The sequence below is a fragment of the uncultured Brachyspira sp. genome (assembly GCF_949287625.1).
Lineage (GTDB): Bacteria > Spirochaetota > Brachyspiria > Brachyspirales > Brachyspiraceae > Brachyspira.
Genome location: NZ_CASEGO010000061.1, coordinates 1 through 16484, shown reverse-complemented (window position 1 = coordinate 16484; position 16484 = coordinate 1). Strand labels below are relative to the sequence as shown.

Annotated in this window: 11 protein-coding genes; 3 read left to right on the top strand and 8 right to left on the bottom strand. The window is 28.4% G+C overall.

What is annotated here, in order from left to right:
- Positions 1–78: 78 nt before the first annotated feature.
- A complete protein-coding gene (locus Q1X91_RS10035) occupies positions 79–882 on the bottom strand; it encodes a peptide ABC transporter substrate-binding protein (protein ID WP_300756666.1) in 804 nt (267 codons plus the stop codon).
- 159 nt (positions 883–1041) lie between these two features.
- On the opposite strand from Q1X91_RS10035, the gene Q1X91_RS10030 reads away from it, so the two are divergent.
- The gene (locus Q1X91_RS10030) at positions 1042–1731 is read left to right on the top strand and encodes an ankyrin repeat domain-containing protein (RefSeq protein WP_300756663.1); all 690 of its coding nucleotides are present in this window, start codon (positions 1042–1044) and stop codon (positions 1729–1731) included.
- A gap of 77 nt (positions 1732–1808) precedes the next feature.
- On the opposite strand, the gene Q1X91_RS10025 is transcribed toward Q1X91_RS10030, so the two are convergent.
- From Q1X91_RS10025 to Q1X91_RS10005, 5 genes are all read right to left on the bottom strand, one after another.
- Positions 1809–3782: a methyl-accepting chemotaxis protein gene (locus Q1X91_RS10025; RefSeq protein ID WP_300756661.1), complete on the bottom strand. Its 1974-nt coding sequence runs from the start codon at positions 3780–3782 to the stop codon at positions 1809–1811.
- A 133-nt stretch (positions 3783–3915) separates the two neighbouring features.
- A complete protein-coding gene (gene lpxD, locus Q1X91_RS10020; RefSeq protein WP_300756658.1) occupies positions 3916–4956 on the bottom strand; it encodes a UDP-3-O-(3-hydroxymyristoyl)glucosamine N-acyltransferase in 1041 nt (346 codons plus the stop codon).
- Positions 4957–5065: 109 nt separating this feature from the next.
- A complete protein-coding gene (locus tag Q1X91_RS10015; RefSeq protein WP_300756655.1) occupies positions 5066–5494 on the bottom strand; it encodes an OmpH family outer membrane protein in 429 nt (142 codons plus the stop codon).
- 71 nt (positions 5495–5565) lie between these two features.
- Positions 5566–8184 carry an outer membrane protein assembly factor BamA gene (gene bamA, locus Q1X91_RS10010; RefSeq protein WP_300756652.1) on the bottom strand — a complete coding sequence of 873 codons (2619 nt, stop codon included), beginning with the start codon at positions 8182–8184 and terminating at the stop codon, positions 5566–5568.
- Positions 8184–12599, bottom strand: coding sequence for a hypothetical protein (locus tag Q1X91_RS10005; RefSeq protein ID WP_300756669.1), 4416 nt, complete (start codon positions 12597–12599; stop codon positions 8184–8186). The genes bamA and Q1X91_RS10005 overlap by 1 nt, the downstream gene beginning before the upstream one ends.
- 270 nt (positions 12600–12869) lie before the next feature.
- On the opposite strand from Q1X91_RS10005, the gene Q1X91_RS10000 reads away from it, so the two are divergent.
- Positions 12870–13304 carry a PTS sugar transporter subunit IIA gene (locus tag Q1X91_RS10000; RefSeq protein WP_300756649.1) on the top strand — a complete coding sequence of 145 codons (435 nt, stop codon included), beginning with the start codon at positions 12870–12872 and terminating at the stop codon, positions 13302–13304.
- 276 nt (positions 13305–13580) lie between these two features.
- A complete protein-coding gene (locus Q1X91_RS09995) occupies positions 13581–14615 on the top strand; it encodes a hypothetical protein (protein WP_300756647.1) in 1035 nt (344 codons plus the stop codon).
- An 8-nt stretch (positions 14616–14623) separates the two neighbouring features.
- Here the strand turns inward: Q1X91_RS09995 and Q1X91_RS09990 are convergent, their stop codons facing one another.
- Complete coding sequence (locus tag Q1X91_RS09990) at positions 14624–15361, bottom strand: ComF family protein (protein ID WP_300756644.1); 738 nt, start codon at positions 15359–15361, stop codon at positions 14624–14626.
- Positions 15361–16152 (bottom strand): prohibitin family protein, encoded by a 792-nt coding sequence (locus tag Q1X91_RS09985; RefSeq protein WP_300756641.1) that lies wholly within the window; start codon positions 16150–16152, stop codon positions 15361–15363. Before Q1X91_RS09985 ends, Q1X91_RS09990 begins: the two co-directional genes overlap by 1 nt.
- Positions 16153–16484 lie beyond the last annotated feature (332 nt).

Genomic DNA, 16484 nt, shown 5'->3' with positions numbered 1-16484 from the left:
TTTCAAAAATTTTATTTCTTCGTCTGTTAAATTAAAATCCATATTTTGATTATACCATAAATTAAAAAATTGACAAACTTAAAAATTTTCAGTATATACAGAAAAATCTAAAGATCCTTCTTTTATTCCAGCAAGTGCCAAAGTAGCATCTTTCATCATTACAAAAGTAATTTTTTCTGGTACTATATTATTTTGATTCCAATAGTTGGTATTTTTTATCATAACAATTTTTTCATCAGGGTTTCTTTCTGTCATAATAAAAGCACCATTTCCTATATAGCTTTCAGGGCTTAATGACCATTGATCTCCATACTCTTCTATAATGTCTTTTCTTACAGGAGCAAATATAGGATAAGTTAAAATATCAAGAAAATATACAGTAGGGTTTTCTAATGTTATTTCTAGAGTATAATCATCAATAGCTTTAACTCCTAGTTCTTCTGCAGGAAGTTCGCTTGAAAGTACTTTAACTGCATTTTTTATATATTCTATAAAAGAAGTATATTCAGCACCGCTTAAAGGATTGGCAGCTCTTTGTAATGCATATACAAAATCATCAGCAACTACATTCTTTTTGCCGTCTGACCATTTTGCATTGGTTCTCAAATAAAATGTATATGTAAGTCCGTCTTTTGATATATCCCATCTTTCGCATGCACCTGCCTGAAGATTGCCTTCTTTGTCTTTTGTTATTAATGTTTCAAATACATGTCTTGGATATACGAAGTCATTTCCTGATAGGGTAGGGTCTATTGTTTTAGGTTCTTCTCCTGCATTTATAAATAGTTCTTTACTGTTTCTTTCTTCAGCTGAATTACCTCCGCATGAGACGCTAAATATTGCTGCTATACTTAATAAAACCAATAAAATATTTCTAATCATAGTAATATCCTTAATAAGAATTTATTAGTTATCATAATACTATAATAATTAATATAATGCAATTATTTTTTACAATTATTTATTATTATTAATATGATTTTTTACCTAAATTATTAGTTTTAAGTTTTAAAATAAAAAATAAATTAAGGAGAAAATCATATGAAAAAAATAATCCCTTTATTATTTATTTTGGTATTATCAATTCCTCTTTATTCGCAAACTTCAAGATTTACAAGGCTCACTCCAGAAGAGCTTACAAATCTTGCAAATCCAAGAAGGCTTTCTCATAGAATATTTTATACAAAACCATCTCAAGGTCCTAATGCTAAGTGGTTTGATGCTGTAAAAGAGGGAAATCTTGATGAGATAAAAAGAATGGTAGAAGCAGGTCAGAATATAGAAGTTCAGGATACTTATAGTTTAAAACAAACTGCTTTAGGCTGGGCTGCTTTCATAGGATATTTAGATGTTGTGGAGTATTTAGTATCTAAAGGTGTTAATTTATATGCTGGAGATACTGCTGATGTTACAAGTGCTTTTAAATCTGCTATACTTGGAGGAAATATTAAAGTAATAGAGTATTTATATCCTTTATACAACGGAAAATTAAATCTTAATGAGCAGGATAAAAGAGACGGAGAAACAATGCTTATGGTTGCTGCAGGAAACAGCAGGGAAGATGCGGTTAAATTTTTGCTTGATAAAAAAGTTGATGTAAATATAGTAAGTAAACAATTAAATAAATCAGCTTATACTTATGCATGCGAATCAGGAAATCAGAATATAATTAAGATGATAGAGGCAGCAGGCGGAATTAATGTGCGTACTGGAAAGGCTTCATGCAGATAAGGCATATAAAATTAATAATTAATAAAAAAATGGGGCTTTTATAAAATACAAAAGCCCCGTTATTTTTTTAAAAAGTTTTATTTATCATTATTCATACTAAAGAATTTCATCAAATCAGCAAGTTTTTCCGTTTCTTTTTCCATATCTATAACTATATCAGCATTTGTTTTTACCAAAGCTGTATTTTGTTCAGCACTAATATCAACACTATTAACAGCACTTTGTACTTCTCTTGCCGAAGCGTCCTGCTGAGTGGAAGATTCAACCATCTGACTTACTATATCGCTGCTTTCTTTAGCCTTATTTGTTATATCTTCCAAAGCGTCCATAGTTTCTTTTATTTTAGTATTTCCTTCATTGATTTTTTCTATACTGTTATTAACTATATTAGTAATATTTTTTACAGATTCCTGAGATGTCTGGGCTAGGTTTCTAACTTCAGCAGCTACAACAGCAAATCCTTTTCCCTGCTCTCCTGCACGTGCAGCCTCAACCGAAGCATTAAGTGCAAGTATATTCGTCTGCATAGCTATATCATCTATCATTTTTGTTATATTTGATATTTCAGCAGTTGCTTTAGTAATATCTTCCATAAGAGCCATAGATTCTTTTGATAAGTTGTAGCAATGCTCACTTGAATCAGTAAGAACTTGTATTTTATCATTAGTTACTGCTATGTCATTAGTTGTTTTATCTATTACTTTTAATGTGTTTGTCATAGTTTCATTTATAAGTTTAAGATCATCTCTTTGTTTTTCTGTTCTGTTTGAAAGATCAATACTTCCAGCACTAACATTTTTGCTTGCATTTTCCATAGCATTGGTAGAATCTAATATTTGTTTTATTATATTTGATAATATATTCTGTGTATTTTGAATAGAGTTAAATATCAATCCTATTTCATCTTTTCTCTTGCTTAATGCTTCATTTTTATATGAAGTTAAATCTCCGCTGCTCAATTTTTCTGATACATGAAGAATTTTTAATATAGGATCTATTAAACTTTTCTTTATTAAAATATTTATTATAATTAAAAATATTATGAGTATAACAATAGCCAGTATAGATGTTATAACGGCATTTATTATATTTTCTTTTACTATAACCATTTCAGGCACGCTTACAAGAAGCACTAATGAATTATAATTATCCTTTAATGAAGTTAAAGGCACTATAATATTAAACATTTTATGTTTATCTATTTTATTAATAAAAGAATATTTAACACTATTTTCTACAGCATTCATTATTTGATTAGCATTATCAGTGTATATACTTGAAATCTCTCTTCCTATATTCATCGTATTTGTGGAAGCAAGAATTATACCAGACTGATTTATTAAATAACCCTGCATACCTTCATTAGTAGATATATCAGAAACTATTTTTACCAAATTATCAGCAGAAAAATCTACCCCCACCATACCTAAAAACTTTCCAGAATTATCTAATATAGGTTCAACAACACTTACAGTAAGTACAGTATCAGCTCCTGTATAAGTATCATCTTTTTCTACATCGCTTATATAAAGCTGTTTCGTATCTTTTGGTATAGTGTAGTAGTCTGGATTTGCATCAAACTCTTCTTGATAAACTTTGTCATAAGTAACAGTATTATCATCATAAAAAAATGCAGGCCCGTATCTTCCGTCATTTTCAGAACCGTAATCGGTATCTATAAAATCATTATCTCTTCCGTCAAATGCATTTTTCTCCCACATTTCATATATTGAAAATAAATTTTTATTGTTTTTAAGAACTTCTCCTAAAACTTCAGCATGAGACTGTCTTGTAATAGTTTTGTTTAAAATATCATTTTTTAGAGAAAGAGATGTAGTTTTTAGCATAGATATATACGATGTCATTTCTTTTTCTATATCTTTAGCATAAGTAGTAACCATATATTCAGTTGAAAAAAATCCTTTCTCTTTTGAATTGGATATATTATGACTTACCATATATGATATTATAGTTATAAACATTATCAATATTGATATACTTAATAATATAAATATCTTAAATTGAAGACCTAATGATTTTTTATTTTCCATAAATACCCTAAATAATTTTATTTTTTAGTATGATAATATACTTAATCAAAAAAAACAACAATAATTTTTTTAAAAAATGATTATTTTTATTATATATTATGTGTATAAGTATATTTTTTATTTTATCGTAAAATTATTTTACTCTTTTTATTTTTATACCAAAACGTTCTTCAACGATTTTTATAAGTTCTGGAAGTTTCTGCTCGGCTATCATTTTTAATTTTTCTCTTTCTATATTTTGAGCAGGAGCACCAAGCATAATGGAATTGGATTCTACTTTTACATTAGACATTACAGCGGTTCTTCCTCCAAATATTACTCTGTCTCCAAGTGTAACATGGTCAGCTAAAGCAGCCTGTCCGCCTAATACACAATGATGACCTATTTTTGAACTTCCTGCAATTCCAACCTGAGAAACAATTATAGAATGCTCTCCTATATCGCAGTTATGAGCTATCTGAACTAAATTATCTATTTTTACGCCCTCTCTTATAATTGTAGAACCCAATGTAGCTCTGTCAATACATACATTAGCACCAAGCTCAGCATCATCTTCTATAACAACATTTCCTCTCTGAGGTATTTTCATTTGTCTGCCATTAACCTCAAAGAATCCAAATCCGTCATTTCCTATGACAGTAGAAGATCCTATTATAACTTTATTTTTTACTATGCATCTGTCATGTATAACAGCATTAGCGTATATTATGCAGTTTTCGCCTATAACTACATCATCGCCCAAAAATACATTAGCCTCTATAACAGAACCTTTACCTACAGAAGTATTTTTTCCTATATACACATTATCGCCGATATAGGAATTAGCATCTATGTTGGCATTTTCTTTTATAACAGCAGTTTTTTCAATGGTTCCTAGAGGGTATTTTTTATCTTCAAATAGAAAATAAAGTAATTTGATAAATGCTTCTTTAGGATTATTATATATTACAGCAGTTTTGCCTTTTAAATCTTTTATATTATTAAATGTTTCTTCTTTCAAGATTAAAGCATTAGCACCGCTCTCTAAAGCAGCTTCAAGATATTTATTATTATCTATACAAACTATAGATCCTTCTATTATTTGATTTATAGGAGAAAGTGAAGATATTTCTTTATTTTCATCTCCTATTATTTTTTGAGCATTAATAAACTTGCAAATATCTTTTATTTTCATAAATATTATTATCTCCTTTTATTTTATTAAAAATATGAAAAACTAAAATGCATTATAATTTTATAATACATTTTAGTTCTTAAATCAAAAAATACTATTTTTATATTTTTTATCTTTGTAAAGAGGCTTTAACATTTGCTATTACTGGTTCTGTGATATCAAAAGTTCTGTCAGCATAGAGTATTGAGTGTTCTGTTCTTTCAAGTATTAAAGTATATCCTTCTTTTTTAACTATTGACATAAGAGCATTTGCAACCTGTCTTTTCACTTCTCCTCTTAAAGAGTAATCTCTGTTGTTTTGTGCTATAGAAGTATCAGTCATATTAGTCTGCATAGCGTCTTGATTTTTATATTCTTCTAATTTCATTTTTAATTTTTCAACGAACTCTTCATCGCTTGTAAGTTCTTTAATTACTCTTTCAAGGTCAATATATCCAACTTTTGTAAGTCTGTATGACTGTGTAAATACTCTAGGGCTAACAATAGATACAGTAAGTACTGCTATAAATAGTAAACTCATAATGTAATATTTTTTCATTTTTATCTCCTTTTTTTATATATAGTTATTATATATAAATTTATATAATTATCATCAAAAACAATATATTTTTAATAGAATGGGTGATTCATAGTAAATGCAATACCCCAGCCTCTTCCAAACCAAGCTCCTAAAGGGGTGAAAGTATCTCCTTCAAAATCTTTAAGTCCTTTTCCAAATCCTACGTCATTTTTATTATATACAAATCTTTTAGCGATATAGAATCTTACATTAAATATCGGAATTGTAAGTCTTATACCTACTCCTACAGAATATATATACTGAGAAGGATCAAATATATCTTTAATATCCATAAACTGCGAAGGATAAGTATGAGCATCTCCGTCCTGATTCCAGCCAGTACTTCCGGGCATCCATAGCTGACCTGCATCAAAGAAAGTAACAAATCCGAGAGTTTTAGGTATAATAGGTATACGAAGTTCGGCAAAGAACCTCACTTTAGCTCTTCCATAACTCCAAGAGTCTGTTGATCCATCTTCTGCTTTCATATCGTAAGTAGATAATCCTCTGTTTTTCTTAAATATAGTGTATTTAGAAGTATCCCAACCTCTAACATCTTCAAAGGGGTTAAGATAATATAAAACATCAGCGTCATTTTTTATAGGAAGCCCCGGAGTTGCTATAATCTGACCTAATTCTCCATAAAATGCAAATGAAAGCCATTCTGTTGCAGGAATAGCTAAGAATCCTGTTAAATTAAGTCTTGTAAGCTGAGTATGTCCGAAATAGAAATCAGCTATACCTCTTAAGAAACTTCCTTTAGTAGGGTTTAAATAATCATTTCTGCTGTCGCGAAGAAGAGAATATGATACAATAAATGTAGTAAACCAATCACTTTGCCATCTTTGGAAAGAACCGTCTTTTTTATTTATTCTATGAACCAAATATTTTTTTATGTCGCTTAATACATAATTAGGACCAGCATCGCTTGCTCCTTGGTCATGCCACTGCTGATACTGCTGTACTATTGTATCAAAAGTTATAAATGTAGAGTAATAGTCAGCAAAATAATAACCAAGCCTTACTATACCTTCAAAACCATGTCTTGTATAATATGAGTATTTAGGTATTCCAAAAGAATCAGCCCCTATTTCATATCCTGTATTAACACCCTCATTGAAGTATGATAAATCAACTCCCAAATATATAGGCAGATTAAGCAAATAAGGCTCAGCAAAGTTTACAGCTATACGTTTTTGAGTTTCTCCAAGTTCTCCGCTTAAACCTATTTGTAATCCCCTTCCTAAGAAGTTATTTTCTCTAATAGAAGCAAATACCTTAAATCCAGAACCAGTAGAGAAACCGCCGCCGCCTGATACCATAGCAGTTTTACCTTCAGATACATTTAAAGTTAATTCCATTAATCCTTCAGCAGAACCAGGTTTTACTCCTAAATTAATATTATCAAAGAATTGTGTGTTATATAATCTTTCCTGTATTCTTTGTATTTTAGCTGTGTTAAATACTTCACCAGGTTTTATATCTATATATCTTTGTATAACAAAATCTTTAGTTTTTGTATTTCCAGCTATAGTAATATTTTCTATATGAGCTTTATCGTTTTCTACAATATCGTACATTATATTTACTATTTTGTTTTCTTCATTGACTGTAATTACAGGTATAACTTGTCTGAATATGTATCCTCTTTCAGAGTATTTATTTTGTATTCCCTGATAATCAGTCATATGATAGGTGTAATTATATAAAGCTCCTTTTTTTGATTTTATATCTTTTTGTATATTTTCAGATGATATAATAAAATTACCTTTAAATCCTATATCGCCGAAATAATATTTATCGCCTTCTGTGATGTATATATCTATTATCAAGTCCTGTTCATTTTTTATTTGCGGGTCTCTCCATTGATATGTGAACTTTACATTATCTACCTTGGCTCTGTAGTATCCTCTGTCGGCATAATACTTTACAATTTTTGTTTTGTCTTCTTCGAATTTAAATTCATTAAATTTTCCTAATGTCATAAATCCATTTTCTTTTGTTGACATTTGTCTTTTAAGTTCATTTACAGAGAAATGCGTATTACCATGGAATCTTATGCTTGATACTTTTACTTCATTTCCTTCTACAATATTCATTTCTATAGTAACATCAGAGCTTTCATTATTTTCTATTACTTTAGGCTCTACATATGCCTTTAAATATCCTTTATCCTGATAATTAGTGATAATGGCATTAACTGCTTCATTAAGTTTCTGCGGTATATAAGGGTCTCCTGCTCTCATTATAGGTTTTATGGCATCATTAAGTGCTGTTCTGCTTAGGCGTTTATTTCCAATATATTCTATGTTTTTTATAATATATCTTTCAGCTACTACAATATTTAACACAACTCCGTCATCTTCTCTGTTTGCATCAATAGCTACTCTGTCAAATAACTGCGTATCGAATAGTTTTTTTATTGCTTCATTTATTTCTGTTCTTTGAAATTTACTTCCAGATTTTATTGGAAAGCTGTTTATTATTTGATCTTTTGTAAGTCTCACTTCTCCTGTAACATCTATTCTTTTTATTACAAGACCTTCATATACAGCAATATTTCTTGCTGTCTGTAAATTCTCAAAATCACTTTCTGCCGCTATAAGCAAAGCTGCAGCAAGTGCAAGAAATGAAAATAAAATAATACAATTTTTCTTAATAAAATTCACTAAAATCTCCACCGAGTAACTATATTAAAATCTTGTCCTTTTCCTCGTATATCGAAAGGGTTTATTTTATACTCAAAAACAAAATTTGCAAGTTTATAATTCTTTAATAAAGAAACCTCAAAACCGAACTGATGGTCAAAATAATAAGGGTCTAAGTTTTTTCCATTAAGACTAGGTCTTGTTGTATCAACTGCTCTGTAAGTAACATCGTATTTTAAATATAAATATTTAGAAACATATTTTCCTATTCCTACACTTGTATTATCCCATACAGATGTAGGACTTATACTATTATTATTTGTAACAAACAATAAATTATTTACTACTGTAGGACTTAAGTTAATATAATCTATACCTAAAAATTGTCTTACCCATCTTTCAACAGGTCTTAGTACAGTACTTCTTAAAAGCAAATCGCTGTAATTCATAGTAAGCTGCTGAAGCTGATCATTATTCATAGAGCTTCTGCTTGAAGTGCTTTCAGCAAACATCTGATCCTCTCTGCTGCCGAAACTTCCCTGAGGGATTCCTGCAAGCTGATTAACCTGATACTGTCCTAAAGCAGGTATAGTGTAGAATTTCACAGGTGAAAGTCCAGAGTTTTGAGAAGATACTAATTGAGAGAGTCTGGCATTCATTTCCATATACAAAGTAACATTTTCCCCTGCAATTTCATTTTCAAATGACTGAGATGATGTATTTGCAGTTGAAGAATAGTATTTTTTATATGTATATGCTGTAGCTGTTATTATAGGGTCTAAACTGTTATTAGGCGGAAAAGTAACAGAACCATTTTCAAGCTGATATATATTCTGAAGATAATAAATACTTCCTCTGTCTACATTAACAGTACCAGCAAGCTCTATACCGTCCATAAGAGTATTATAAACTCTCATTTTTGAGCCTTCTTCCAAGTATACATCTCCTACTAAATTATGTGCCACTCTTACCTGACGCCAAGCTTCTATAGTAAAGTCCCAATAAATCTTACTTAATATGCCGTAAACTCTTTCTTTGTATGTACTTTCAGAAGGCAAAGTAGAAAGCTGAACATCGCTTTTCATAAGTGTAAGTACTCCTCCTATTCTAGGAGCTGCTATATTTCCGCCTACTGTAATATCGACATGCACAGGACCTTTTACTTTGGTAATACCCAAGTTAAGATTGCCGTCTAAAAGCCCTAGCTGCTCGTCTGAAGAAAGCAAATCAAATGCCATATAATTTATAGTATTTTTGAAAATTTCGGCTTCTCCAGTTACGCTTAGATTTTTCTTTTTCTTAGATGTAAACGTTAAATTATTGACATTAAACATATGTCCGTCAAAATTAAAATCTACTATAGTATCATCAAATACATCATTAAAATATGCTATTTTTACTTTTTTTCCATGACCTAAAAATCTGCCGTCTATAGCAACATTATCAGCATCTCCATGTATATGGGCATACAATGTATATGGTTTTCCATCTATCATAAAGTTAGTAGGTGATGAATGTATTTCTGTAAATAATACATTAAATATTTCAAATACTTCTACATTGATTATGTCTGATGTAACTAGTAAATCTACCTGATCTCTTTTAGTATTTTTTATCATGCCGTCTATATTAAGCATATTATTATCATCATATACATATATCAAATCTGTTTTAGTACCTTCTTCTTCTTTGGTAATAGAGCCGTTAATACCATGTTTTTTTGTATTTGTAAATGTAATATCTTCTCCGTTATATGTAACTATTGTTCCGAACTCTGGAAGTTTTCTTTTATTTATTGTTATAGGTGTAGTTTGTATTCTAAACTCCTGTCTTCCGTCTGGGAGTCTTCTCATATTATAATCTATAGTTCCTGAATATGAACTTAAATACACTATATTATTAACTTCTACTTTCATATTCTGCAAATCTTTTGAAAAATAGGCATAAGGTATTTTTATCTGCTGTTTTTTTGTAAATGCCTTAGATTCAACTATACCGAAAGTACCTGTTTTGGTTACAAGTATATCTTTTAATTCTAATTCATCTGTTTTATAATATCCAGTTAAAGAAATATCAAATCTCATACCAGGTATTTGGAACTCTTTAACATCAAATTTTTCAAGATATACAACAGGGCTGTTCATAAGTCCTATTATAGTAGCATTGGCAGTAAGTATTCCGTATGCTTTACCGCTTATATCAAAAGGAAGCTGATTTATAGTAACTTTTCCGTATACATTATTTTTATTAATAGAAGCATCTAATGCAAATATACCGTCATTTTCTATATCTTTTAAAAGGGCTGTAAGTTTACCTATACCGTCGCTTGAAGTAAGTATACCGTTTCCAGACACTCTATTCTCTCCGTAATCAAGTACTATATTCGTAAGCATTATACTTTGATTAGAAAGCTCAAACTGAGTATTTAAAGCAAATATAGGAGCTAAGTTTTTATTGGCTTTAATATTACCGTATACATATATAGGCTCTTGAGTATAGTTATTTATATCAACATCGACATTTATATCTATATCTTTTATGCTTAAAGTTTTTGGCGTCTTAATGTTTAAGTCCAATAATCCATTTGTTGCCATTACTCCGCTTGCTATTATTTCTGATTTGTCAGTAGAAGCATATATTATTCTATTTCCGTTTGTAGATGTAGTTGTAAAGCCGCTTAGTCCGTAATTACCTGCTGGTGTTCCTACATTGCCGTTTATTTTTACATTGAAATTTTTATCGTATTCTATTTTGGCATTTGCATTTATACCGCTGTCTTCTGAAAGTCTGTAGTATATATCATTTATATCTATAACATTCTGATATGCTGACATTCCTATTCTTATAAGATATTCTTCTGTATATATTTTCCTAGATGATGCTTTAAGTATATGAACATTTCCTTTGCCTTCTGTATACATAGCATTGCTTAGGCTATAGTTTATATTTAATGATGATAAATTATCTATTATATTTTTACCTAATAATACTAAAAATATATCCTGCGGTATTACACCTTTAGCTTCTGCCAATATTGGTTTTGTTTTATCAAGTGAGAAACTCATATTAAAAGGCTGTTCATATTTATTAGGTCTTAAATTAAGACCTATTTCTTTATCATCTCTGTTATATGAAAAATCGAATGATAATGGATTTGCCAATGTATTTGCATATGTAAAAGATGATATTGTGAATCTTGATTTTATTTCTTTATCATTTACAGCGGTAGGAGTTAAATAAAGTTTTGTAGATAATTTTTTAGCTCCTGCATTTATATCTTTTACATTTAATGATATAATGCTCGATATAGGATCGCTTAGAGGAACTATTCCGCTTGCTATAATATTTCCATCTAGGGCATTTATATTGGCATTTGAAAGTATTATGCTGTTATTTGTAAGTTCGGCATTAACCGCTATATTGAATAGCTTATCGCGTACTTTTAAATCAAAGTCTATATATGAGTTTGTTATATTTTTTAGAGAATAATAACCATAAGCGTTAATATCAGCATCTCTGAAGGTATTAATATAATTGCTTATAGAAGTTATTTTTTTATTGTCCAATTTTACAAACTTATAAATAATAGGCGTATCCAAAGCTATATTCATAAATTTATATATAGTATCTTTTTTTATTTTTATATTTGTAATCGAAAAATTAATATCTTCATTGAAATGATTATAATTTAAATTTATAAAGTCATATTTATTTTCATTTTGAAGACTAGCCTCAACTTTATCATATGTATTCGTTATAAATAAATTATATTTAAATAAATCTCCGTTTTCATCTTTGGCATATATTAATGTGTTAATATCTGATAAATTAGTTGTACTTTCTGAAGCAAGATGAACTATTGTTTTATCTGGCAGGTTTAAATCATATGACAGAAAATATCCGTAATCTCTAAAATTACCATACAGAGAATTAAGAGAGACTTCTGTTGTAGTATTATTATCAACCACTTTTGCTGAGAAGTTTTTTATATTGATATTTTTATCCATAAAAATAGGAGTTATACTATTAACCGTATCTCTCATACTTTCATATATATTTTTTTTATTTGTGCTTTCACTTTTAAATATAGAAGTATCAAAAACAATAGGATAAAAATTAGCATTATCAATATTAATATCGCTTAAAAGATATAGAGGATCTCTCTTTATAAATATTCTAAAAAAATTAAACCTTAATGAGGCTTTATCCATATCAAAGAATGCCTCTTTATTATTTTTGGAATAAAGTTTAACATTATCCAAAACTAATTCTAATTTGTAGGATATACTTATATCTGATATTGATATGTCTATAGGACTTACTTTATTTATATATTCTATAACATTATCAAGATATTTCTGCTTATTTGAAAGTACTATAGATACGCTAAATAAAGCAGGTATCATAAAAGCCATCAAGGTTGTGGCTATATACATTCTGAACCTAGAGTATCTATCCTTTTTACGCAATATAAAATCCTTTTAAAAGATTATTTACAATTATTTTTACACTATAATATAACCTATTTTTAGAAAAATTGTTATATCCTTAACTATTTATTATCGGAATTTGTTCTTCTATATATTAAAAACATATAATTTGATATTTTGAAACTTGTTTGTACATTAAAATATATTTGACAAATAATAAAAATCAAACTATAATACTATATATGTAAAAACAGTTTATTATTCGGGGGTATATGTATGTTAAAACAGCTTATAAGAAACAAAATAGATATAGTTGATAGTATTGATAATTGGGAAGAGGCTATAAGAAAAGGTGCTGAGCTTTTACTTGAAAATAAATGTATAGAGCCTAGATATGTTGATTGCATTATAAAAAATATTAAAGAATCAGGTCCTTATATCGTATTGGGTGACGGAATGGCTATGTCGCATGCCAGACCAGAAGATGGTGTTTTGAAAAATGGAATTACACTTTTAAAAATTAAAAATGGTGTGGATTTTGATGAGAAAAATAAAATATTTTTGTTATTTACTTTGGCTGCTGAGAATAACGATAACCATCAAGGATTAATGGAAGAAATTGCAGATTTGCTTAATGAAAGCGAAAAAATTAAAAGAATAATGTATGATGATTTAACTGATTTAGAAATATACGATATCATATTGCAGTAATTTTTTAAGTTATTTATTTTTTATTCAGCTTTTCAGATAACACCATACCTAATGGTGCTTTCATTCGGTTAAATGGGGCAGACGGCATAAAAAAGTGCAAAACACTTGGGGCTGCTATGTGTACTTCATAAAAGCAGAGTTTTGTAAGTTATAAATTTAAACCATTCATTTTTAGAATTTTGTATTTATTACTGCTTATTTACCGATTTACCTATAAAAATAATTTTGACAAAACTTCATTTTTCTTATATAGTTTTGACTTAGGAGTATACTATTATGGAATTATATCAGGAAAAATTAATTAATGCTTTAAAAAAGTATCAGAATGATTTTGATAATATGGTTAATTCTTTTTATGATAATAAAGAAAATTTTGACATTTTAATAAAAAAATATTCATGTGAAAGCGAAGATAATGTTGATAAAAACTATTTATTAAGAGCCAGACTTGCATTTGCTATTTTGTATTATAAGAATATAAAAGCTCTAAAAAAAGAGGCTGTAAAAAATATAATAATTTATTTATTTGAGGAAGAGATAAAAGATAGAAAAACATCAAAGTATAAAGGTATAGGAATATCATTGGAGGTTTTAACATTTCTGCTTAATAAATATAGTAAAGATAATAAAACATTATTCAAACAGGCTAAAGAAGCTAATGCCGACTGTTCAATAGGATATGACAGCGATGTTAGATTTGAAGATGATATAGAAAAATTAAATATACTTTATGCTGTACATTATGCTTTGGAGCTAGGATTTAAAGATTTGTATTATGAGCTTATAGATATATGGAAATCTTCTATAAAAGTGTGGGATAGAATTAATTTAGAGAGATTAAGAGATTTTGAGATTGAGGTTGGAAACAAAGAAGGGGAGCTTAAGGCAAATAAAGAGTTATATTCTATTGCAAAGGATAATTATGAAAAAAATAAGAAAAATACTTTGCTTTCAAAAAAGAATTTATTTTATCTGCTTTCATATTTGGGAAATTATATAGAAAATCTTGTAAGGCTTTCAAAATATGATGAGGCTTATGATACTCTTACAAATAATATTGATGATATAAAAAATATAGATGCATTTTATAATATTAATGCTGGGATACTAATTGTAGACTGTGCTTTAAAAATTCTTCTTAATACGGATAAGATTGACAAAGATAATGTATTATGGAAATTTGTAAAAATAGCTTTTAGTAATGAGCATTTATCATATGCAAAAGCTGTGTATGATAATTTTATAAAATGTGCTGAAAAAATGAATGATTTGGAAATGAAAGAGAAGGTTTTGCAATATATTAATAATTAATAATATATTTAAGCTCTTGCGGCAGTTAATACTCCTATTTTATTTATGCATTCGAGTTTTTTAATTTCTTTTGATATTTCATTTAAAGTACTTCCAGTGGTAATTACATCATCTATTATAAGCAGATTTATTTTATTAAAAGAATGATAATCATTATTTACTAAAAATGCATTTTCTATCATGTTTATTCTTTCTGTTTTGCTATTTAAAGAACTCAATGCTTTGGTTTCTTTTTTACGGATTATTATATCATCAATTAATTTTATATTTAGAATTTTTGATATATTTTTGGCAATAAGTTCGCTTTGATTGTATCCTCTTTCTAATAATCTCTTTTTTCCAAGAGGAACGAATGTAATAGCATCATATTTAAGTATATAATCTTTATAATAATAGCTAAGCATTGCCGCAAAATCATGACATATTAAATATCTGTGAGAGAACTTCATTTTATGAATAATATCTGCTGCATTATCTGTATAGTAAAGCATAGATTTACACTCATCAAAATAAATATCTTCATATTGGCATATACAAATAGAGTTTATAATTTCCAAAACTTTACCGCATCTATTACATCGTATATATTCATCTTTATGTATATAATCCAGCTTTTTATTAATGCAGTCTATGCATATATAATTCATATTACTGCTTTCTATAATATTTCCGCATATGATGCAGTGATTTGGAAATATTATAGATGCAATAGTTGAATATAAATGTTTTATAATTTTTTTGTACATTATTTAATTTGTATCATAGGAGTAACACCAGAGCCTGCTACTTGAGGCATTTTACCGTCCCATTTTTCTATGTACATTCTTTGAATGAGAAGCGGAGTTAAAGATTCCTGCATAATTCTATTAGCTTCAGAAACACCTTTAGCTTTTGTAATTTCAGCTTCTGCCTCATATCGTACTTTTTCTAAAGCATTTTGTGCTGTTAGGGCGTCCTGTGAAGCTATTAATTTTCTCTCTATTGCTTGATCAAATTCATCAGAGAAATCATGCTCTATAATAGAACAAGCAGCAACTGTTATTCCGTAATCATCAAAATCGGCTGTAACTTCTTTTAAAAGTTCACCTGCCATTTCATTTCTTTTTGTTATAAACTCTTCTATAGTGTATCTTGCTGAAACAGCATTAAGGCTTTCAGATATTCTAGGATTAATCAATTTGTTTTTATAATCCACTCCGAATTTTCTATATAAATCCAAAGCGTCTCCTCCTATGGAGTACTGAACATTTAAAGTCATTGATATAGTCTGCATATCTTTTGATGATACTGAATATGTTTTTTCTACAGTCTGCTCTCTCACTTCCATAGTTTTTATAGTGTCTATAAATGGTATTCTAAAATGAAGTCCTGGCTCTTCCTGAGATATAGCCTTACCGAGTCTGCTTCTTATTCCTACTTCACCAGTAGATATAATAGTAACACTTGAAAATATTAAAAAACCTGCTATTAATACAACAGGCAAAACTATAAAAAGTACAGAATGTAATTTGTTTGAACTGATATCGATAATTCTCATAAAACTCTCCTTAAAAATTATTATAAAAAATAATAAATGATAATAATATTTTTTGCAAGTTTTGGGTTTATTACAATAGTATTATTTCGTACTATAATTATAACTTGATTAAATTATCTATTGATTATTACTGATATTAGGTACTCTATATATGATTAAAATAACTATTGTTTATAAATAAAGTATAAAAAGTATAATATATAAATATATAAATATATATTAAAATATAGTAAAATTGCATGGGTGCCATACATATTGCATTTAAGTATTCCTTATCTTTTTGAAGTATAACATAGGTGTATCATAATTTAAAGCTGAATGTATTCGTTTAT

Bases quoted from the DNA above. Each gene is read 5' to 3' on its own strand.
- Q1X91_RS10030 (WP_300756663.1), top strand. From the start codon at position 1,042: ATGAAAAAAATAATCCCTTTATTATTTATTTTGGTATTATCAATTCCT.
- Q1X91_RS10025 (WP_300756661.1), bottom strand. From the start codon at position 3,782: ATGGAAAATAAAAAATCATTAGGTCTTCAATTTAAGATATTTATATTA.
- Q1X91_RS09985 (WP_300756641.1), bottom strand. From the start codon at position 16,152: ATGAGAATTATCGATATCAGTTCAAACAAATTACATTCTGTACTTTTT.
- Q1X91_RS09995 (WP_300756647.1), top strand. From the start codon at position 13,581: ATGGAATTATATCAGGAAAAATTAATTAATGCTTTAAAAAAGTATCAG.
- Q1X91_RS10015 (WP_300756655.1), bottom strand. From the start codon at position 5,494: ATGAAAAAATATTACATTATGAGTTTACTATTTATAGCAGTACTTACT.
- Q1X91_RS09990 (WP_300756644.1), bottom strand. From the start codon at position 15,361: ATGTACAAAAAAATTATAAAACATTTATATTCAACTATTGCATCTATA.
- Q1X91_RS10005 (WP_300756669.1), bottom strand. From the start codon at position 12,599: ATGTATATAGCCACAACCTTGATGGCTTTTATGATACCTGCTTTATTT.
- Q1X91_RS10000 (WP_300756649.1), top strand. From the start codon at position 12,870: ATGTTAAAACAGCTTATAAGAAACAAAATAGATATAGTTGATAGTATT.
- Q1X91_RS10035 (WP_300756666.1), bottom strand. From the start codon at position 882: ATGATTAGAAATATTTTATTGGTTTTATTAAGTATAGCAGCAATATTT.
- lpxD (WP_300756658.1), bottom strand. From the start codon at position 4,956: ATGAAAATAAAAGATATTTGCAAGTTTATTAATGCTCAAAAAATAATA.